The sequence below is a fragment of the Sinorhizobium alkalisoli genome (genome assembly GCF_008932245.1).
Lineage (GTDB): Bacteria > Pseudomonadota > Alphaproteobacteria > Rhizobiales > Rhizobiaceae > Sinorhizobium > Sinorhizobium alkalisoli.
This window is the reverse complement of sequence record NZ_CP034909.1, coordinates 1,335,244-1,354,246: the sequence shown is the minus strand read 5'-3', so window position 1 is coordinate 1,354,246 and position 19,003 is coordinate 1,335,244. Positions and strand designations below refer to the sequence as shown.

The 19,003-nt window shown below is 63.5% G+C and carries 17 protein-coding genes; 7 read left to right on the top strand and 10 right to left on the bottom strand.

What is annotated here, in order from left to right:
* Positions 1–13 precede the first annotated feature (13 nt).
* On the top strand, positions 14–742 hold the full coding sequence (locus tag EKH55_RS06720; RefSeq protein ID WP_069457090.1) for an SDR family oxidoreductase: 729 nt from the start codon (positions 14–16) through the stop codon (positions 740–742).
* 3 nt (positions 743–745) lie between these two features.
* Positions 746–2,377, top strand: a complete 1,632-nt coding sequence (locus EKH55_RS06715; RefSeq protein ID WP_151611199.1) for an FGGY-family carbohydrate kinase — start codon at positions 746–748, stop codon at positions 2,375–2,377.
* On the opposite strand, the gene EKH55_RS06710 is transcribed toward EKH55_RS06715, so the two are convergent.
* From EKH55_RS06710 to EKH55_RS06685, 7 genes are all read right to left on the bottom strand, one after another.
* A complete protein-coding gene (locus EKH55_RS06710; protein WP_069457092.1) occupies positions 2,374–2,901 on the bottom strand; it encodes a dihydrofolate reductase family protein in 528 nt (175 codons plus the stop codon). The two genes, EKH55_RS06715 and EKH55_RS06710, sit on opposite strands and share 4 nt — an antisense overlap.
* 251 nt (positions 2,902–3,152) lie before the next feature.
* On the bottom strand, positions 3,153–3,842 hold the full coding sequence (locus tag EKH55_RS06705; RefSeq protein ID WP_069457093.1) for a DUF502 domain-containing protein: 690 nt from the start codon (positions 3,840–3,842) through the stop codon (positions 3,153–3,155).
* Between the two features lie 18 nt (positions 3,843–3,860).
* Complete coding sequence (locus tag EKH55_RS06700) at positions 3,861–4,358, bottom strand: GNAT family N-acetyltransferase (RefSeq protein WP_069457094.1); 498 nt, start codon at positions 4,356–4,358, stop codon at positions 3,861–3,863.
* Positions 4,355–6,181: a glutamine--fructose-6-phosphate transaminase (isomerizing) gene (gene glmS / locus EKH55_RS06695; protein WP_069457095.1), complete on the bottom strand. Its 1,827-nt coding sequence runs from the start codon at positions 6,179–6,181 to the stop codon at positions 4,355–4,357. The genes EKH55_RS06700 and glmS overlap by 4 nt, the downstream gene beginning before the upstream one ends.
* Positions 6,182–6,250: 69 nt before the next feature.
* On the bottom strand, positions 6,251–6,403 hold the full coding sequence (locus tag EKH55_RS29330; RefSeq protein WP_165614688.1) for a hypothetical protein: 153 nt from the start codon (positions 6,401–6,403) through the stop codon (positions 6,251–6,253).
* Positions 6,404–6,427: 24 nt separating this feature from the next.
* Complete coding sequence (gene glmU / locus EKH55_RS06690) at positions 6,428–7,798, bottom strand: bifunctional UDP-N-acetylglucosamine diphosphorylase/glucosamine-1-phosphate N-acetyltransferase GlmU (RefSeq protein WP_151611198.1); 1,371 nt, start codon at positions 7,796–7,798, stop codon at positions 6,428–6,430.
* Between the two features lie 218 nt (positions 7,799–8,016).
* Positions 8,017–9,663 carry a Na/Pi cotransporter family protein gene (locus EKH55_RS06685; RefSeq protein WP_151611197.1) on the bottom strand — a complete coding sequence of 549 codons (1,647 nt, stop codon included), beginning with the start codon at positions 9,661–9,663 and terminating at the stop codon, positions 8,017–8,019.
* 354 nt (positions 9,664–10,017) lie between these two features.
* On the opposite strand from EKH55_RS06685, the gene EKH55_RS06680 reads away from it, so the two are divergent.
* The 5 genes from EKH55_RS06680 to EKH55_RS06660 are packed head-to-tail and all read left to right on the top strand — an operon-like array spanning position 10,018 to position 15,470.
* On the top strand, positions 10,018–11,910 hold the full coding sequence (locus tag EKH55_RS06680; RefSeq protein ID WP_151611196.1) for a peptidylprolyl isomerase: 1,893 nt from the start codon (positions 10,018–10,020) through the stop codon (positions 11,908–11,910).
* Positions 11,911–11,920: 10 nt separating this feature from the next.
* The gene (trpD, locus tag EKH55_RS06675) at positions 11,921–12,934 is read left to right on the top strand and encodes an anthranilate phosphoribosyltransferase (RefSeq protein WP_151611195.1); all 1,014 of its coding nucleotides are present in this window, start codon (positions 11,921–11,923) and stop codon (positions 12,932–12,934) included.
* Positions 12,935–12,943: 9 nt separating this feature from the next.
* Entirely contained in the window at positions 12,944–13,759 is an 816-nt protein-coding gene (trpC, locus tag EKH55_RS06670; protein WP_069457100.1) for an indole-3-glycerol phosphate synthase TrpC, read from the top strand.
* The gene (moaC, locus tag EKH55_RS06665; RefSeq protein ID WP_069457101.1) at positions 13,756–14,250 is read left to right on the top strand and encodes a cyclic pyranopterin monophosphate synthase MoaC; all 495 of its coding nucleotides are present in this window, start codon (positions 13,756–13,758) and stop codon (positions 14,248–14,250) included. Before trpC ends, moaC begins: the two co-directional genes overlap by 4 nt.
* Entirely contained in the window at positions 14,250–15,470 is a 1,221-nt protein-coding gene (locus EKH55_RS06660; protein WP_069457102.1) for a molybdopterin molybdotransferase MoeA, read from the top strand. Before moaC ends, EKH55_RS06660 begins: the two co-directional genes overlap by 1 nt.
* A gap of 98 nt (positions 15,471–15,568) precedes the next feature.
* Here the strand turns inward: EKH55_RS06660 and EKH55_RS06655 are convergent, their stop codons facing one another.
* The 3 genes from EKH55_RS06655 to EKH55_RS06645 all read right to left on the bottom strand — a co-directional run bounded on the left by EKH55_RS06655 (position 15,569) and on the right by EKH55_RS06645 (position 18,970).
* On the bottom strand, positions 15,569–16,864 hold the full coding sequence (locus EKH55_RS06655) for a hemolysin family protein (protein ID WP_151611194.1): 1,296 nt from the start codon (positions 16,862–16,864) through the stop codon (positions 15,569–15,571).
* A gap of 101 nt (positions 16,865–16,965) precedes the next feature.
* Complete coding sequence (locus tag EKH55_RS06650) at positions 16,966–17,718, bottom strand: FadR/GntR family transcriptional regulator (protein WP_069457104.1); 753 nt, start codon at positions 17,716–17,718, stop codon at positions 16,966–16,968.
* 181 nt (positions 17,719–17,899) lie between these two features.
* Entirely contained in the window at positions 17,900–18,970 is a 1,071-nt protein-coding gene (locus EKH55_RS06645; RefSeq protein ID WP_151611193.1) for a BMP family ABC transporter substrate-binding protein, read from the bottom strand.
* Positions 18,971–19,003: the final 33 nt, after the last annotated feature.

Sequence of the window (19,003 nt, the reverse complement as noted above, 5' to 3'; positions counted from 1 at the left end):
AAGGATCTCGAACATGAACGACGAACTGAAAGGCAAGGTTGCGGCCATCACGGGCGCTGCCTCCGGCATCGGCCTGGAATGCGCCCGCTCGCTCATCGCCGCGGATGCGACGGTCGTGCTGATCGACCGGGCGGAAGAGCGGCTCATGCAACTCTGCGCCGAACTCGGGCCGAGGGCGATCCCGCTGGTGATCGACCTGATGGATGCGCGGGCGGTCGACGGCATGGCCGAACGCATCCTCGAAGGGGCCGGCGGCCTCGACATTTTCCACGCCAATGCCGGCGCCTATATCGGCGGCGAGGTTGCGACAGGCGATCCGGATGCCTGGGACGGCATGCTCAATCTCAACATCAATGCGGCTTTCCGCTCAGTTCGGGCAGTGCTGCCGCACATGATCGAACAGAAGGGCGGCGACATCATCCTCACCAGTTCCATAGCCGGGATCGTCCCGGTCGTCTGGGAACCGATCTACACCGCCTCGAAATTCGCGGTGCAGGCCTTCGTCCATACGGTCCGCCGTCAGGTCGCGCCGCACGGCATTCGCGTCGGAGCCGTTGCGCCCGGCCCCGTGGTCACCGCGCTCCTCGACGACTGGCCCAAGGCGAAAATGGAGGAAGCCCTTGCCAATGGCAGTCTGATGCAGCCGAAGGAAGTCGCCGACGCGGTGCTTTTCATGCTCAGCCGTCCCCGCACGGTCACCATCCGCGACCTCGTGATCCTGCCCTTGACCGTGGACCTCTAGGCAATGGACCGCTATCTGATCGGCATTGACGTCGGGACCGCCAGCGCCCGGGCCGGGATATTCGACAGCACCGGCAGGCTGCTTGCCGCTGCCAAACAGAACATCGCCCTCTTCAGCGACGGGCCGGACCTCTACGAGCAATCTTCGGAAGATATCTGGCAGGCCGTTTGCGCCAGCATACGCCGCGCCATCGGCGCATCGGGCATCGACCCGAACGCCATCGCCGGCATCGGCGTGGATGCCACGTGCTCGCTGGTGGTGATCGGTGCCGGGGGAAGATCGTTGCCCGTCGGCGACCTGGGCCATCCCGAACGCAATATCATCGTCTGGATGGACCATCGTGCGCTCGGGCAGGCCAATCGGATCAACGACACCCGCCATGACGTTCTGCGCTTTGTCGGAAACCGCATCTCGCCGGAAATGGAGACGCCGAAACTGCTCTGGCTCAAGGAAAACAAGCCCGAGACGTTCAATGCCGCGGAGCACTTCTTCGATCTCACGGATTTCCTCACCTGGCGCGCCACGGACTGTCTCGCCCGGTCGATCTGCACGGTGACCTGCAAATGGACCTATCTGGGACACGAGCGGCGATGGGACGAAAGCTATTTCCGGACCGTGGGCCTTTCCGAGCTGACGGCTGACAATTTTGCCCGGATCGGCAGCCATGTGGTCGAGGCCGGAACGGCGTTGGGGTCCGGCCTGACGCCGCGGGCCGCTTCCGAGCTCGGACTGCCGGTCGGCGTGCCCGTCGCAGCGGGCCTGATCGATGCCCACGCGGGAGGTGTCGGCACGGTCGGCTGGAAGGACGAAGCCGACGGCGGGTCTGCGACGTCGCGGATGGCCTATGTCTTCGGCACATCCGCCTGCACCATGACCTCCACGCACGCGCCTGCCTTCGTGCCGGGCGTCTGGGGACCCTACTATTCCGCCATGGTGCCGGGTCTGTGGCTAAACGAGGCGGGCCAGTCGGCGGCGGGTGCTGCAATCGACCATCTCCTGTCGCTGCATCCGGCCTCTGCGGAAGCGGCGCGGCTGGCCGAGGCCGCCGGAATGGGTCTGGCAGAATGGCTCGCCGCCCGGGCCGCCGCGATGGCCGCCGGCCAACCGGACTTGGCGATCCTTGCCGACGGACTGCACGTGGTCCCCGAATTCCTCGGCAACCGGGCGCCATTTGCCGATCCGGAGGCAAAGGCGCTCATTGCCGGGCTGAGCATGGACCGATCCGTCGACTCGCTCATCCGGCTTTACGTGGCCGGCGTTTGCGGGCTCGGCTGCGGATTGCGGCAGATCGTCGAAGCCCAACAGGCAGAAGGTGTCAGCGTCGATACCATTGTCGTCAGTGGCGGCGCGGGCCGAAGCCCCATCATCAGGCAGCTCCTGGCAGATGCAACGGGCCTCAAAGTGGCGGCTCCGGCTACGGACGAGCCCGTGCTCCTAGGCGCCGCCATGCTTGCCGCCGTGGCAAGCGGCCTCCATCCGAACCTCGAGGCAGCAATGGCAGGCATGTCCGGCATCGGCGACGTCTACACACCGAAAGGCGGGGAAGTCGCCGCCTATCACGCCAAACGGTTCGAGGGGTTTGAACTGCTGCAGTCGACCGGTCGCCGCTTGCGGACGCTATATTCCCGGAATTAGGCAGGTACGTATGTCAGCCTGATCACGTCTTCGATTTGATCGCAGGCCACAAGGCGTAGCGGCGGTCGAGGACCGGCGAAGAATGGCTTGCCGTGACCAAGCACGACCGGGTGGAGGTAGAGTCGATACTCATCGACAAGTCCAAGGTCGGTCAGGCTTTGCGCCAATTCCGGACCGGCGACTGCAATCTCGCCGGCGCACCCGGCTTTCAGCCGACGCACCACCGCCTCGAGATCATCCTCGACGAGCGTGGCGTTGGGGCCCACGGACTTCAGCGAACGCGACACGACCCATTTCGGTTGGCTCCGCCACGCAGCCGCGAAGTCGCGTTCCTCCGGGCCCCACTCAGGGGCGTCTTCGTCCCAATAACGCATTACCTCGTATATACGGCGACCGTAAATACTGCCGGCCAGGCCGCGCACTTGATCGATGAAGTGACGAAAGAGCGAAGGTCCCGGCGCAAATTCCTGATGATCGACATAGCCGTCCAGGGACTGGTTCATTCCAAAGAAGAGCTTCGCCATGCAAATCTCCATTTCGAATGCTGCAAAATAGCTCGGCCGAGGTTGCGCGGAAGTGAGTCGGACGCGCCACTTTGTCAGTGTGACCAATACCCCTGCCCCCAATCTCCCGACCGGGCACCAATTAACCTGGGTCCGAATCCGACGAGCAAGAAAGCGCAATCGGCACTCGCGCTCCATCCGGCCCTTGTGCTCGATGGCTACCGGTTCGTACTAGCCAAGAGCAGACTTTAAGATCGACCGTCACTAACGCCTCAAGCGATCTCCTGCACGACCGCACGCGGCGGCGCATTCGCAAGCGGCATGTATTCCGGCGCGACAAGACCGCCCGAAATCAAGAGTTTTGCCGCGTCCTCGGCGCTCATCTGCAGTGGAACGATCTTTTCGCGCGGCACGAACAGCAGGAAACCGGCGGTCGGGAGCGGCGTCGGCGGCAAGAAGACGGCCACCATGTCGAGGCCGCGCTCGTCGAATTTGGCAGCGATCTCGCCCTTGGCGTCGGTGGCGATGAAGACCAGCGACCAGAGGCCGGGGCTCGGATATTCGATGAGCCCGGCCGTCTTGAAGGATGAGGATTGGTCCTGCAGCACCGTCTGGAAAATCTGCTTCAAGGACCTGTAGATCGTCCGCACAAGCGGCGTCCGGTTAAGGAGCGACTCGCCGATATTGACGATCGTTCGCCCCACGAGATTGGCGGTGAGGAAGCCGACAAGGGTGATGACGACGATGGCCACCAAAAGGCCGAATCCCGGAATAGCCACAGGCAGGTAGTTGTCCGGATTGTAGAAGCTCGGCAGATAGGGCTTCACCCAGCTGTCCGCCCATTCGATGAAGGAGCGAACCAGCCAAACGGTGATCGCCACGGGCGCGCAGATGATCAGCCCCGTGAGGAAATAATTGCGCAGCCTCGATGCGATGATGCCGCCTTTGGAACCGTCCGTCATGCCCAATGCCACCAACCCTCAGCCCAGCCCGAAGGCAGGATCAAAAGCGACCGTGCCGGAAGCCATTGCTTCCGTCAGGGCCAGAGCCATGAAATATTGCGGCGCACAACCTGGAAAGGCAAGAGCGGGCTCGTTGCGAAACCCGAACTTTTGGTAGTAGCCCGGCTCGCCCACGAGAACGCAGCCGGCAGCACCTGAACCCCGAAGCATATCCAGGCCTCTGCGGATGAGGGCGCTGCCCACACCGCGCCCCTGCATGTCCGGCCGGACGGAAATGGGGCCCAGCCCGTACCAGCCGGCAGCCGCAGGCGTGACCGTCACCGGCGAAAAGGCGACGTGGCCGATCACTTCCCCCGCTTCCTCCGCCACTAGGGAGAGGCTCAAGGCGCCGCCGGCGCGCAGTCGCTCGATGATCAGCGGCTCGGTCTGATCACTATGCGGGTGGCCGGCGAAGGCGGCGGCCGTCACGGCGCCGATCGCGCTTCGATCGTCGTCCCTCTCCGGCCTGATGATCATTCCACGGTCACCGATTTTGCCAGGTTGCGCGGCTGGTCCACATCGGTGCCCATGAAGACGGCCGTATGATAGGCGAGAAGCTGGACCGGCAAGGAGAAGATCATCGGCGCGACGATCTCGTCGACATTCGGCAGGACGATCGTGTGCATCGTATCGAGCGTCGAGGCGGCAGCGCCCTTCTCGTCGGTGATCAGGATGATCCTTCCGCCGCGGGCCGCTACCTCCTGCATGTTGGAGACCGTCTTGTCGAAGAAGCGGTCATGAGGGGCGATGACGATGACCGGCATGTTCTCGTCGATGAGGGCGATCGGGCCGTGCTTCAATTCGCCGGCGGCATAGCCTTCGGCATGGATGTAGGAAATCTCCTTGAGCTTCAATGCGCCTTCCATGGCGAGCGGGAAACTCGTGCCGCGGCCGAGATAGAGCACATCGCGGCACTTTGAGAGCTCCCGCGACAGGGACTCGATCTTCGGCTGAATGCTGTTCAACACTCGACCCATGAGGCGCGGCATTTCGGCGAGGCTCCTGACCATCGCCTGCTCTTGCGCATCGCCGATCGTGCCGCGCGCCTTGCCGGCGGCAATGGCGAGGGCGGCAAGAACGGCGAGTTGGCAGGTGAAGGCCTTGGTCGAGGCGACGCCGATCTCGGGTCCTGCAAGGATCGGAAAGACGGCGTCCGACTCGCGCGCGATCGTCGATTCGCGGGTGTTGACGACGGCACCGATCTTCAGGCCATGCTCCTTGCAGTAGCGCAGCGACGCGAGCGTATCCGCGGTCTCGCCCGACTGCGAGATGAAGAGCGCCGCCGCTTGCGGCGCTAGCGGAATCTCGCGGTAGCGGAACTCGGAAGCGACGTCGATTTCGACCGGCAGGCGCGCATAGCGCTCGAACCAGTATTTGCCGACCAGCCCAGCCAGATAGGCCGTCCCGCAGGCGGAGATCGCAAGGCTCGGCACCTTGGCGAAGTCGATCACGTCGGAGGCCGGGAGCACGCGGTTCTCGATGAAATTGACGTAGTGGCCGAGCGCATGGGAGATCACCTCCGGCTGCTCGTAGATTTCCTTCTCCATGAAATGGCGGTGATTGCCCTTGTCGATCATGTAGGCGGCGGCCGTGGAGGTCTGGCGTGGCCGCGCGACGGGATTGCCGTCGATATCGAATATATGCACGCCGGTCCTGCCGATGACGGCCCAGTCGCCATCGATCAGATAGGTGATCTCATTGGTGAAGGGTGCGAGCGCTATGGCATCCGAGCCGAGGAACATTTCGCCCTCGCCATGGCCGATCGCCAGCGGCGGCCCGTTGCGGGCCGCCATGATGGTCGAGGGATCGTCTTCGAACAGGACGGCAAGCGCGTAGGCGCCGCTGACGCGCCTCAGCATCGCGTGCATCGCCTCGCGCCGTCCCATGCCCTCTCGGCGCAGGCTTGCGAGAAGTTGGGCGACGACCTCGGTATCCGTCTCGGTCTGAAACTTGGCGCCTGCGGCAGCAAGTTCGCTCTTCAGCTCGGCGAAGTTCTCGATGATGCCGTTGTGGACCACGGCGACGCCGGCGGTGAAATGCGGATGGGCGTTGCGTTCGGTCGGCGCGCCATGGGTCGCCCAGCGCGTGTGGGCGATTCCAATGGTACCAGCCAGCGGCTCCTCTTTCAGCCTTGCCTCGAGATTGACGAGCTTGCCCTCGGCGCGCCGGCGATGCAACTCACCGCCGTTGATCGTCGCCACGCCCGCCGAATCATAGCCCCGATATTCCAGGCGCTTCAACGCGTCGACGAGCCGCTCCGAAACCGGCTGGCTTCCCACGATGCCTACAATCCCGCACATATAAAACTCCGCATTCTTCTCCACGCCGACGCGGCGCGACAGGTCACCCGAGCGAGACGAGGGATATTCTCAGATCACCGCCCCTCGCCCCGCCAGTTTCGTAAAGATCACGACAGCGATCGCGAGCCGCCCCGCTGCCAGCGTGACCGTCAGGTGGGCACGCCACCTTCCCCAAGCCTTCGTACCGATATTATCGCGCGAGACAATCCGCTTCGATTTCACTTTCAGTTTCAATAATTAACGAGATTATTCGGCGGCCTTCGCCTTTTTCCTGGCGGCCTTTTCCGCCTCGTACCGCTCCCGCAGTACCGGGGCCCGTCCGGGCTTCACCTCCTGACGCGCCCGGCCGAACGCGACCGCGTCCGCCGGAACGTCCTCGGTAATCACGCTGCCGCCGCCGACGAGCGCTCGGTCGCCAATCGTCACAGGCGCCACGAGCGCCGTATTCGAACCGATAAAGGCATTCTCGCCGATGCGGGTCACGTGCTTGTTCACGCCGTCATAATTGCAGGTGATCGTGCCGGCGCCGATATTCGACCCGGCGCCGACAAAGGCGTCGCCGATATAGGTTAGATGGTTGACCTTCGCCCCGGCGCCGATCTCGGATTTCTTCACCTCGCAGAAATTGCCGACCTTCGATTTCGGACCGAGATCCGCGCCAGGCCTCAGGCGGGCAAAGGGCCCAACGAGCGCGCCGGCGCCAATATGCGCCCCTTCGACATACGAAAAGGCGTGGATGACCGCACCGCTTTCGACGCATACGCCCGGACCGAAAACGACATTCGGCTCGACCAGCACATCCTGCGCAAGCTCGGTGTCCCAGGAAAGAAAGACGGTTTCCGGCGCAATCATCGAGACGCCGGCCAGCATCAACTCGTGCCGGCGACGCTGCTGCCAGAGCCTTTCGATAGAGGCGAGCTCGGCGCGCGTGTTGCAGCCGGTCAGTTCTTCCTCCGGCGCTTCCACGGCAATCGCGCGGCCGCCGAGCGAACGAACGATCTCGACGAGATCCGTGAGATAATACTCGCCCTTGGCATTCCCATTGCCGATGCGGCCGAGAAGGTCGAGTGCCTTGCGGCCGTCGATCGCCATCAGGCCGCCATTGCAATAGGTGATGCGGCGCTCTTCTTCGGACGCGTCCTTGTGCTCGCGGATCGCCAGCAGTTCTCCGTCCTCGATGATCAGGCGACCGTAACCGCTCGGTTCTGCCGTCTGGAAGCCGATGACGACGACGTCGTTGCCCTCGGCCAAGCGCTCGCGTGCCGCGACGAGCGGCGCGGCGGTGATCAGGGGCGTGTCGCCGAAGACCACGAGGAGATCGTCATACCCGTTTTCGATGGCCTGCCGCGCGGCAAGCACCGCATGCGCCGTGCCCAATCGATCTTTCTGCAGGAACGAAGTGACCGTGGCGGCACCATGCGCGGCCGCGGCCGTGACCGCCTCGGCGTCGCGCCCGACGACCAGGGCCACGTCCGAAATGGAAGCGCTTGCCAGCGCGTCGACGACATGCGCGATCATCGGCCTGCCCGCAATGGGGTGCAGCACCTTCGACATTGCCGATTTCATCCGCGTGCTTTCGCCAGCCGCCAGGATGATCGCCAGGCAAGTCCGTTCCATGCTCTTGTTCTCCTTGGTATTCTTCAACAGTTTCGCGCGTCATATCAGACGCGCAAAGCTCGCTGTAGCACTTTGAACCGCTGCATGTCTTCCTGCGCGCCCGCCTGATCCGACTGTCCACCGACAGGTTATTGCGGCAAGGCCGTGTCGGCCAATCACGTCGCATTAATCCGGTTAAAACGCAATGACGCGACGCGCGCGGGTCGCCTGCTGCAGCATCAAGCCCGCGGCCGCAGCCTGCTCTCCGTCAGAAGTCCGCTTTCCTCGACGATCGGATAGGCGACGGATGCGATATGGGCGTTGATGCGCTTCAGATCCCTGAGCATGTCGAGGTGCAGCGAGCTCGTCTGGAGGCTTTCGGCGAGACCATCGCGCAGCCGTTCCAGGTGCCGCTCAGCGGACTGCTTCTCCATGTGCCGCACGTCGACCTTCACCTCGATCAGGTGCCGCGCAAGATCGGCGTTGCGCGAAACGAAGATCGATTGGGCGATCCGGAGATTGTCGATCGTCAGTTCGAAGAGACTCTTCAGCTCCCGATATCCGTCTTCGGAGAATTTCAGGCCGTTGGTGATCTTCTTGCGGATCTGCTCGCAAAGGCCTTTTTCGATGATATCGCCCATGTGTTCGAGGTTGATGGCATAGTCGATGATCACGATCGAACGGCGGCCGTTCTCCTCGTCCGGTTCGCCGCGTCCGAGCCTCGACAGGAAGATCTTTACCTCCTGCTGCAGGAGATCCACCTGCCTTTCCATTCGGGCCACATCGTTGAGCTCGCTCAGGTCGTTATTCTTGAATGCTGTCGAGGCACGCATGAGCATCGACTCGATCAGGTCTCCCACCCGCAGGACCTCTCGTGTCGCGCCGGAGAGCGCCATGGCCGGCGTTTCGAGTGATGCCTCGTCGAGATAGCGCGGTCCCAGTTCGCTTGCCTCCTCATCGGGAACGAACCGGGCCATGGCGCGCGCGAGCATGCCGGCGAAGGGCCATGCGACGAGCGCCACGACCATATTGAAGGCCAGATGGACGTCGACGGGCAGGTTCTCCGGCTGCAGAGGCAGCCTCTGCAGGAATTCCACGTTTATGCCGACGAGCGGAAGCGCGATCAAACAGCCAATGCTGCGCACCACCAGATTCCCGAGCGTCACCCGTCGCGCGGCCGGCGCTGAGCCAAGCGTGGCGAGAACAGGCGGTATGGCACCTCCGATATTCGCACCAAGCACCAGGGCGACGGTGAGGCCGGCCGAAAGCACGCCGGCGGAGGACAGCGACAGCACCAGCATGACCACGGCGAGGCTCGAAGAGGAGGCGAATGCGAGACCGGCGGATATGATGGTCGCGACGGGCCATGCGCCGTCGAGCAGGCCAAGAAACGCGGCGAGCGCCTCCGATTCGCGCATCGGCGCCGTTGCCGCTCCGAGGAGCTCGAGGGACAGGAGCATCAAGCCTATGCCGACCAGCGCATAACCGCCGCCCTGGCGCGCGCTCGACCGGCTCATCCGGTGCGTGACGACACCCGCAAGCAGGAGCAGCGGCGATAGCCACCCGATCCCGAGTGCAACGATCCAGGCCGTCATCGCGGTCCCGATATTGGCGCCGAGCAGCACGATCTGCGCCATGCGAGAGCGCACCAGGCCCTTCTCGACGAAGGACGCGGTCATCAAGGCCGTAGCGGTCGAGCTCTGAAGCGCGAGCGTCGCAACGAGACCCGTCGCGAATGCCCGCAAGGGTCCGCCGGTCCCCTGCGCGAGGCCAGCCCGCAACCGCGCCCCGAAAGCGCGCGTCACACCTTCCTTGACGAGGGAAAGGCCAAACAGCAGCAGGGCAACAGCGCCGAAAAGATTGACCATCACGATTGTGGATTGCATGGCATTAGTTCCGTAAGGGCCACGGAGAATGGGATTGCTGGAGCACTATCGAAGACACGATTCCCGACCAATTGCTATAAGGGAAAGCGGATAATCCTATAGATCGTTTTCAGTTGCCGGCTAACGAAATCGACACGCTCTTTCCTGTTTGCGCCTACCCCGCCGATCGTCGCTTCGCAGGAAACAGGCAGCCATGAGATGGCCGAATACGCATGAGCGAGCCGGTCAAGCGCCCAAGTCCGAACGGATCAAGCAATTTGCATCATAGCGCCCTTCAATTCCCGTCCGGTTTGTTCTAAGGAACGAACTCGTTCGGCTCTATGCCGCTGTACTGCAACGAGGTTTTCTGCCCCCATGCTCGATTCCCTGAGAAACGCCGCCCGGACGCGGGTCGTCAAAGGCCTGATGGCCATTCTCATCCTCTCATTCATGGTGTGGGGCGGTCAGACGATGATGGTGAGGGGCGCGTCCGACGCTGTGGTTACCGTCGGCGACGTCAAGGTATCGGCCAGCGATTTCCGCCTCGCCTATGAGCGCCAGCGCAGCCTTCTGTCGCGACAGCTCGGCATGCCGCTTACGCGGCAGCAGGCGCGTGCCTTCGGCGTCGAGGCGCAAGTCTACTCGCAGCTCGTCGCCGGCGCGGCTCTCGACCAACTCGCCGAGGACATGAATCTCGGCCTCTCCGAGGACCGGCTCGCAAGGCTCATCGGCGAAGATCCGGCCTTTCACAGCGCCAGCGGCCAGTTCGACCGGTTGACCTTTTCAAGCGTGCTTCGCAATGCGGGCCTCACCGAAAAGGACTACATCCGCAACCGCGCCCAGGTGGCGGTGCGTTCGCAGGTCGTCGATGCGATCACAGACGGTTACAAGGCTCCGGACGTACTTGCCGAGGCGGTCGGCAAGTACCGTCACGAGACCCGCAGCATCGACTATCTGATGCTCTCGAACGCCAATATCGATGCGGTCAAGGCTCCGGGCGACGACGTGCTTGCGCCCTGGTTCGAAAGTCGCAAGGCGAACTATCGCGCGCCGGAGTATCGCAAGTTCAGCTATATCAAGCTCGAGCCGGAAGATCTCGCCGCGCCCGAGAGCATTTCCGAGGAGGAAGTGCGCGCCGACTACGAGCAGCGCAAGGAAAGGTTCCGCTCGCCCGGGACGAGAACCATCGAGCAGCTCGCCTTCCCCTCGCACGAAGCGGCCGACGCCGCGGCGGCAAGGCTTGCCGCCGGCACCTCATTCGACGACTTGATCAAAGCCGAAGGCAAAAGCGCCGGCGACGTTCTTCTCGGTGACTTCACCAAGGAGAGCATGCCCGACCCCAAGGTTGCCGATGCCGCCTTCGCCGTACCCGCCGATGGCGGCGTGACGCCGGTCGTCGAGGGGGCATTCGGCCCCGTCATCCTGCGCGTCACCAACATCCGCCCGGAAACCGTTCGCAGCTACGACGAAGTGAAGGACGAGTTGCGCAAGGAGATCGCTCTCGACGCCGCGCGGGACCAGCTTATTGGTCTCCACGCCAAGATCGAGGACGAACGCGCCGCAGGTGTGCCCGTCAAGGAAGTGGCCGAACAGCTGAATCTGAAGCTCGTCACCGTCGATGCGATAGATGCCACCGGCAAGGACCAGAACGGCGACGACGTAACCGGTCTGCCGCAGCAGCGCGAACTGCTCCAGGAGGTCTTCAAGGCCGAGGTCGGTCTCGACACGCTCGCAGTCAACATCGGACGCGACGGATACCTCTGGTTCGACCTCGAAGAGGTGATCCCCGCCCGCGATCGGAGCCTCGAGGAGGTGCGCGACGAAGTGGCGGCCGACTGGACCGCCGAACAGCAGGGCGTGGCTCTCGCTGCCAAGGCCGCCGAACTCAAGGAGCGTGTCGAGAAGGGCGAAACGTTTGCCGATATCGCAACCGAGCTCGGCCTGTCGATCGAAAGCAAAACCGGACTGAAGCGCTCGACTGAGGATGCGGCGCTCAGCCAGGCGGCGATCATCGCAGCCTTCGGCGGTCCGAACGGGCATGTCGCCAATGCACCAGGGATCGACGGCGACGGCCAGATCCTCCTTCGGGTGACGGCGGTGGACGAGAGTGCGCCGGCCAGTGCCCTCGATGACGACAGCCGCCAGATCGAGGCGATCGCCCGCGCCAGCGGAGACGACATTCTCGACCAGATGGTGTCCACGTTGCAGGCGGCCTATGGCGTATCGATCAACCAGACGCTGGCCGAGCAGGCATTGGCGCGGCAGTGAGGGGTGACGCATGAGTGATTTGAAGCCGTTCGTTGCGAAGGTCGCGGCGCGTGAGGCCCTCAGCCGCGACGACGCGCGCTCCGCCTTCGAGATCATCATGTCCGGCGCAGCGACACCCTCGCAAATCGGCGGCTTTCTCATGGCGCTCCGCGTCCGCGGCGAAACCGTCGACGAGATCGTCGGCGCCGTCGGAGCCATGCGCGCGCGGATGCTGCCGGTCGAAGCCCCGGAAAATGCGATCGACATCGTCGGGACCGGCGGCGATGGCGCGGGCACCTACAATATTTCGACGCTGGCGTCGCTCATCGTCGCCGGCGCGGGCGTCCCTGTCGCCAAGCACGGCAACCGGGCGCTCAGCTCGAAATCCGGTACGGCGGACGCGCTCTCCTGCCTCGGGGTCAAGCTCGACATCGGCCCAGAAGCGATCGCCCGCTGCATTCGCGAGGCCAGCGTCGGCTTCATGTTTGCCCAGCAGCATCATTCGGCGATGCGCCACGTGGGGCCAACCCGCGTCGAACTCGGCACGAGGACGATCTTCAACCTGCTCGGTCCCCTCTCCAATCCGGCCGGCGTCAAACGGCAGCTCGTCGGCGTCTATGCGCCGCAATGGGTCGATCCGATCGCCGAGGTCTTGCGTGATCTCGGCTCCGAAAGCGTCTGGGTCGTCCATGGCGAAGGCCTCGACGAGATCACCACGACCGGGGTTACCAGGGTGGCGGCGCTCGAGGACGGCAAGATCAGGAGTTTCGAACTGACACCTGCCGATTTCGGCCTCCCCCCTGTCACGCTCGATGCTCTGAAGGGCGGCGACGGAGCGCATAATGCGGCGGCCTTGCAGGCGGTGCTCGATGGCGAGGAGAACGCCTATCGAGACATTTCGCTTGCGAACGCCGCCGCTTCATTGATGATAGCAGGACGCGCCAAGGATCTCGCCGAGGGCATGACGGTTGCGCGCCTATCGCTTTCGAGCGGTGCAGCCAAAACCGCCCTGCAGCGCCTGATCACCGTCTCCAATGCCGCTTGAGGAGAGGATATGACGGATATTCTGCGCAAGATCGAATCCTATAAGCGCGAGGAGATCGCCGCCGCGAAATCGCGCATGCCGCTCGATGAATTGAAGGCGCGGATCGCCGATCAATCGGCTCCGCGCGGCTTTCATGCGGCCCTTGCCGGGCGACGCCAGAAGGGCGAGTTCGGCCTCATCGCCGAGATCAAGAAGGCGAGCCCCTCGAAAGGGTTGATCCGTCCGGATTTCGACCCCCCGGCGCTCGCTGAAGCCTATGCTGCAGGTGGGGCGGCCTGCCTTTCGGTCCTGACCGATGGGCCGAGCTTCCAGGGTGCGCCGGAATATCTGACGGCGGGGCGCGCCGCCTCGCCGCTTCCGGCGCTGCGCAAGGACTTCATGTTCGACAGCTATCAGGTATTCGAAGCCCGTGCCTGGGGCGCCGACTGCATCCTGTTGATCATGGCGTCGCTATCCGACGACGACGCCCACCGCCTCGAAGACGCCGCCATCGCGCTCGGCATGGACGTGCTCATCGAGGTCCATGACGAAGGCGAGATGGAAAGGGCCCTTCGCCTGTCCTCGCCTCTCGTCGGCATCAACAATCGCAACCTTAGGACCTTCGAGGTTGACCTTGCCGTTTCCGAAGCCCTGGCGCCGATGGTTCCGGCCGATCGGCTGCTTGTCGGCGAGAGCGGGATCTTCACCCATGCCGACTGCCGACGCCTCGAAGAGAGCGGGATCACCACCTTTCTCGTCGGCGAAAGCCTGATGCGAAAGGGCGACGTGGAGGCGGCGACGCGCGCGCTGTTGACCGGCGCGGACGACGCCTTGGCAGCAGAATGAACGAACCTCGACTCAGCCATATCGACAGTACCGGCGAAGCCAACATGGTCGATGTCGGCGACAAGGCGGAAACGGTCCGCGTTGCCGTCGCCGAAGGCTTCGTTCGAATGCGGCCGGAAACCTTGGCCCTGATCCTCGAAGGCGATGCCAAGAAGGGCGACGTCATCGGCACCGCCCGGCTTGCCGGCATCATGGCGGCCAAGCAGACGGCGAACCTGATACCGCTCTGCCACCCGCTGATGCTCACCAAGGTTTCGGTCGATATCGCTCCGGACGCCGCGCTGCCCGGCCTGCGGGTAGAGGCGATGGCAAAGCTAAATGGGCGCACCGGCGTCGAAATGGAAGCGCTGACGGCGGTCAGCGTCGCCTGCCTCACGATCTACGACATGGCCAAGGCCGCGGATCGGGAGATGGAGATCGGCGGCGTCCGGCTCGTCAGCAAGTCGGGCGGCCGATCGGGCGACTATCGGCGCGAGGGGGACCGGCGCTGATGTCCCTGCTTCCGGTCGAAGAGGCCCTGGCCAGGGTTCTTGCCAAGGCCCGCCCGCGCGAGGAAACGGAACGGCTTGCATTGCATGACTGCCTTGGCCGTGTTCTCGCTGAAGACTTGGCCGCTCGCCTCACCCACCCCGCTTTCGACAATTCCGCCATGGACGGCTATGCCGTCCGCCACGAGGACATCGCCGAGATCGGCGCGGAGCTGGCGGTTATCGGTCAGTCCGCCGCGGGACGCGGTTTTCGCGGCGAGGTGAAGCGCGGCGAGGCCGTGCGCATCTTCACCGGCGCGCCCCTTCCCACCGGCGCAGATACCGTCATCGTCCAGGAGGATATCGAGATCCTTGAAGGCGCGCGTGTCCGCACACTCTTCGCGCCCGCGAAGGGGCGTCATATCCGCCTGTCCGGCCAGGATTTCGAGGCGGGGGAATTGGCGCTCTTCGGCGGAAGCGTGCTCGATGCCGGCCGACTGACGCTCGCCGCCAGCATGAACCACGACTGCCTGCCGGTATTTGGGCGTCCGAGGATCGCGATCCTCGCCACCGGCGACGAGCTCTTGCCCCCCGGCAGTTCGCCCGGCCCCGACCAGATCATCGCTTCGAACACGTTCGGTGTCGCCGCGATCGCGCGCGAAAATGGCGCGGAGATTCTGGACCTCGGCATCGTCGCGGACGACCGCGCCGCAATCGCTGCTGCCGTTGCCGAGGCTCAATCAGCCGACATTGATGTGCTCGTCACGCTTGGCGGCGCCTCCGTCGGCGATCACGACCTCGTTCAGTCGACGCTTCTTGGGTGCGGCATGACGCTTGACTTCTGGCGCATCGCCATGCGGCCGGGAAAACCGTTGATGGTGGGAGAGCTCGCTGGAATCACGGTGCTCGGACTACCGGGCAATCCGGTCTCGAGCCTTGTCTGCGCCCTGCTATTCCTCGAACCCTTGACCCGGAAGCTCGCACATCTTCCTCCGCGCTCCCGCTTGACCACCGCCCGTCTCGCCGCGGACTTGCCCGCCAACGACCGCCGCCAGGACTACATTCGCGCGCGCCTCACTGTCGGGCCCGACGGCTCGCTCCTGGCGGAACCCTTCTCGCGCCAGGATTCGTCGATGACCAAGATCTTCGCGCAATCGGACGGCTTGATCGTTCGACCGCCGCAAGCACCCGCTGCCGCGACCGGAGATTTATGTCCGGTGCTGAAGCTGCGGGAACCCGTATAAGACGCGGAGCGCATAAACTCGAGTTCGGCCATTTTTTGCCATCATGCGGCGCCGAGAGAATCCTCCGTGTCTCGGCCTTTTCCCTCACCTATTGCCGATCAGGCCGGACTGTCTTCCGGGCCGCGGCTGACGAGGATCTTGTCGATGCGTCGGCCGTCCATGTCGACGACCTCGAAGCGATAGCCATAGGCCTCGACCCGGTCGCCCTCTTCCGGGGACTTGCGCAGTTCATGCACGAGAAAGCCGGCTATCGTCTCGAAATCGGCGTCCGGATCGATGCCTTCAATACCGATTTGCAGATTGATTTCATCGATCGACGTCCGGCCGTCGACAAGATAGCTGCCATCTTCGCGCTGGCGGATCGGCGCGTGCTCGGCGTCGTCGTAGTTCGAAGGCATCACGCCGACGATGGCCTCCAGTATGTCGGCAGTGGTGATGATCCCTTCCATGCTGCCATATTCGTCGACGATCATTGCCATGTCGATGGGCGAAGTCTTGAATGCCTCGAGCGCCTTCAGGCAGGAGACGGTCTCGGGAAGCGTCAGGATTTCGCGGACATAGTTGCGCAGGTCGAAGGGCGGAGCCAAAGGCGCGTTCAATATCTCCTTGACGAGGACCGCTCCGATCACCTCGCCGGTCGGGCCCTCGACCACGGGGTAGCGCGAGTGGCCGAAGTCACGGACCTTGCGGCCGATCGTCTCCGGACTGTCGGCAACGTCGATGAAGCTCACCTCGGTCCGGTGAGTCATGATCGATTTGACGCTGCGATCGCCGAGGCGGATGATCCGCCGCAACATCTCATGCTCGCTCTTTTCGATGGCGCCGCTTTCCACGCCCTCCGCCATGATGGCCTGCACTTCCTCTTCCGTCACGCGATCGACGTCATCCGGCCGCATGCCCATCAGCCGGATCGCGAGAGCTGCAGCAGTCTCGAACACATAGACGACCGGCGCCGTAAATCGCGAAAGCCAGGTCATCGGGGTCGCGACGAAGAGCGCCAGTCCTTCAGGATTGCGCAGTGCGATCTGCTTGGGAATGAGCTCGCCGATGACGACCGACAGGAAGGTGATGAGCGTGACGACGAGAGCCACCGCAACGGTGTTGCCATAGGGGTTGATCCACATCACCTGATCGAGCACCGGTGCTAATTTTGCGGCTATGGTCGCGCCGCCATAGGCGCCCGCCAGAATGCCGACGAGCGTAATTCCGACCTGGACCGTGGACAGGAACTTGCCTGGATCCTCGGCGAGCTTCAGCGCGCCTTCCGCGCGCCGGTTCCCCTGCTTCACCATCTGGCGCAGCAGCGGCTTGCTTGCCGAGACGACTGCAAGTTCCGAAAGCGCAAAGAAGGCGTTGATCAGCAGGAGCAGAAAGATGACGAAGAACTCGGACATGATCCCGATTACCGTTGAGGGAAGCTGCCCGATCCGGAGCGGCTGCTCTCCAGATAGGCCTGAATAGAGGTCAGGGCAAGATCAGGTGGTGATGCAGCGGGTCACGCCCCCTCGCCTGTTTCGGCGTGCAATGCCCGATGGATGCGGTCGCGCCCGTATCGGATGACGTATTCCATCGCCTGCCGGGCGCCGGCCTCGTCCCTCTTGCCGATCTCCTCGACGATGTGGATGTGATTCTGCGCAACCTCGTCGATGCCGCCTACATCGTCCGTGGGCGAACTCAGCCGGAAAACACCGACGAGGGCGGCCTCGATCAGGCTGCCGACCGTCCTGAGGAACGGATTTCCGGATGCATCGAGAAGCGCAAGATGGAACTTGAGATCGGCCTCGGCGAGCGTTTCCGCCGTATGATTCGCATGGCCCATCGCCACCGCGAGGCGCATCATCGTGGCGATTTCCGCATCGGACGCGTTTCTAGCCGCAAGTGCGGCGGCATGGGTCTCGAAGGCAAGGCGCACCTCGCTGAGGTGCTGGAGAAATTCCTCGTCCACCCCGCAAGCAAAATGCCAGGTCAGGATATCCGCGTCGAACAGGTTCCACTCCTTGCGAGGCGTGACACGCGTGCCGATTCGGGCGCGCGGAACGACCATGCCCTTGGCGGCAAGCGTCTTCATCGCCTCCCGCAGGACCGTCCGCGACACCCGGAAGCGTGCAGCCAGCTCTGGGTCGCCCGGCAATATGCTCCCGACCGGAAATTCCCCCGAAACGATGGCCTTGCCAAGTTGATCCACCACCTGCGCATGGCTCGTCCGTTTCGGCGTCCCGGATATCACGGTCTCAAGCAAGCTCTTCACCCCTCCCCTCCCGGTCACGGGCGCAGTTGCTCACGCCACATCAGAACAATCGCATATAAACTCTAGATCGAATATGCGATTCTTGAAAGTCTCGCGTGCGGGCCGCAGAGGCGTTATGCAGCAGAAAACCCCGCGTTGGAGCGCGGGGTTTTCAGGCGCAATCACCATCGGCGGGTGCAGCTTATTGCGGCAGCTTGTCGTCCACGCCCTCGACATAGAAGTTCATGCCGAGAAGCGTGGCGTCGTCGGCGGTCTCGCCTTCCTTGAGCCACGGGCTGCCATCCTGCTTGTTGAGCGGGCCGGTGAAGGGCTTCAATTCGCCGGACTTGATCTTGGCTTCCGTCGCTTCAGCCATTGCCTTCACGTCATCGGGCATGTTCGTGTAGGGCGCCATGGTCAGGATACCATCCTTGAGGCCATCCCAGCTCGAGGTCGATTCCCAGGTTCCGTCGAGGAACGCCTGGGCGCGCTTCACGTAATAGGCACCCCAGGTATCGACGATCGCCGTCAGCTGCGTCTTAGGACCGGCTGCGATCATGTCCGACGCCTGACCGAATGCCTTGATCCCGCGTTCGGCGGCGACCTGCATCGGCGCGGTCGTGTCGGTGTGCTGGGTCAGGATATCGACGCCCTGGTCGATCAGCGCCTTGGCGGCGTCGGCTTCCTTGCCCGGGTCGAACCAGGTGTTGGCCCAAATGACCTTGATCTTGAAGTCGGGATTGACCGAGCGGGCTCCGATCACGAAGGAATTGATACCCATCACCACTTCCGGGATCGGGAAGGACGCGATGTAGCCGGCGACGCCCTTCTCCGACATCTTCGCCGCGATCTGGCCCTGGATGTAGCGGCCCTCATAGAAACGGCTGTTGTAGGTGGCGACATTCGGCGCGGTCTTGTAGCCGGTCGCATGTTCGAACTTCACGTCCGGGAATTTCTGCGCGATGGTGATCGTCGCATCCATGAAGCCGAAGGACGTGGTGAAGATCAGGCCGCAGCCCGAGCGTGCCAGGCGCTCGATGGCGCGCTCGGCATCAGGTCCTTCCGGCACGTTTTCGAGGAACTGCGTTTCGACCTTGTCGCCGAGCTCGTTTTCAACCTGCTGGCGACCGATGTCATGCGCCTGGGTCCAGCCGCCATCGGTCTTGGAGCCCACATAGACGAAGCAGATCTTGGCCTTTTCCTGTGCGCTTGCGGCCGCTGCAAATCCGAGCACCGCTGTCGTGGTTGCGAGGGCGAGGAGTAGTTTTTTCATTTTTTGACCTCTGTCGGTTCGAGAATAGCCGTC

Bases quoted from the DNA above. Each gene is read 5' to 3' on its own strand.
- EKH55_RS06715 (WP_151611199.1), top strand. From the start codon at position 746: ATGGACCGCTATCTGATCGGCATTGACGTCGGGACCGCCAGCGCCCGG.
- EKH55_RS06655 (WP_151611194.1), bottom strand. From the start codon at position 16,864: ATGTCCGAGTTCTTCGTCATCTTTCTGCTCCTGCTGATCAACGCCTTC.
- moaC (WP_069457101.1), top strand. From the start codon at position 13,756: ATGAACGAACCTCGACTCAGCCATATCGACAGTACCGGCGAAGCCAAC.
- EKH55_RS06660 (WP_069457102.1), top strand. From the start codon at position 14,250: ATGTCCCTGCTTCCGGTCGAAGAGGCCCTGGCCAGGGTTCTTGCCAAG.
- trpD (WP_151611195.1), top strand. From the start codon at position 11,921: ATGAGTGATTTGAAGCCGTTCGTTGCGAAGGTCGCGGCGCGTGAGGCC.
- EKH55_RS06645 (WP_151611193.1), bottom strand. From the start codon at position 18,970: ATGAAAAAACTACTCCTCGCCCTCGCAACCACGACAGCGGTGCTCGGA.
- EKH55_RS06680 (WP_151611196.1), top strand. From the start codon at position 10,018: ATGCTCGATTCCCTGAGAAACGCCGCCCGGACGCGGGTCGTCAAAGGC.
- glmU (WP_151611198.1), bottom strand. From the start codon at position 7,798: ATGGAACGGACTTGCCTGGCGATCATCCTGGCGGCTGGCGAAAGCACG.
- EKH55_RS06700 (WP_069457094.1), bottom strand. From the start codon at position 4,358: ATGATCATCAGGCCGGAGAGGGACGACGATCGAAGCGCGATCGGCGCC.
- glmS (WP_069457095.1), bottom strand. From the start codon at position 6,181: ATGTGCGGGATTGTAGGCATCGTGGGAAGCCAGCCGGTTTCGGAGCGG.
- trpC (WP_069457100.1), top strand. From the start codon at position 12,944: ATGACGGATATTCTGCGCAAGATCGAATCCTATAAGCGCGAGGAGATC.
- EKH55_RS06685 (WP_151611197.1), bottom strand. From the start codon at position 9,663: ATGCAATCCACAATCGTGATGGTCAATCTTTTCGGCGCTGTTGCCCTG.
- EKH55_RS06705 (WP_069457093.1), bottom strand. From the start codon at position 3,842: ATGACGGACGGTTCCAAAGGCGGCATCATCGCATCGAGGCTGCGCAAT.
- EKH55_RS06720 (WP_069457090.1), top strand. From the start codon at position 14: ATGAACGACGAACTGAAAGGCAAGGTTGCGGCCATCACGGGCGCTGCC.
- EKH55_RS06710 (WP_069457092.1), bottom strand. From the start codon at position 2,901: ATGGCGAAGCTCTTCTTTGGAATGAACCAGTCCCTGGACGGCTATGTC.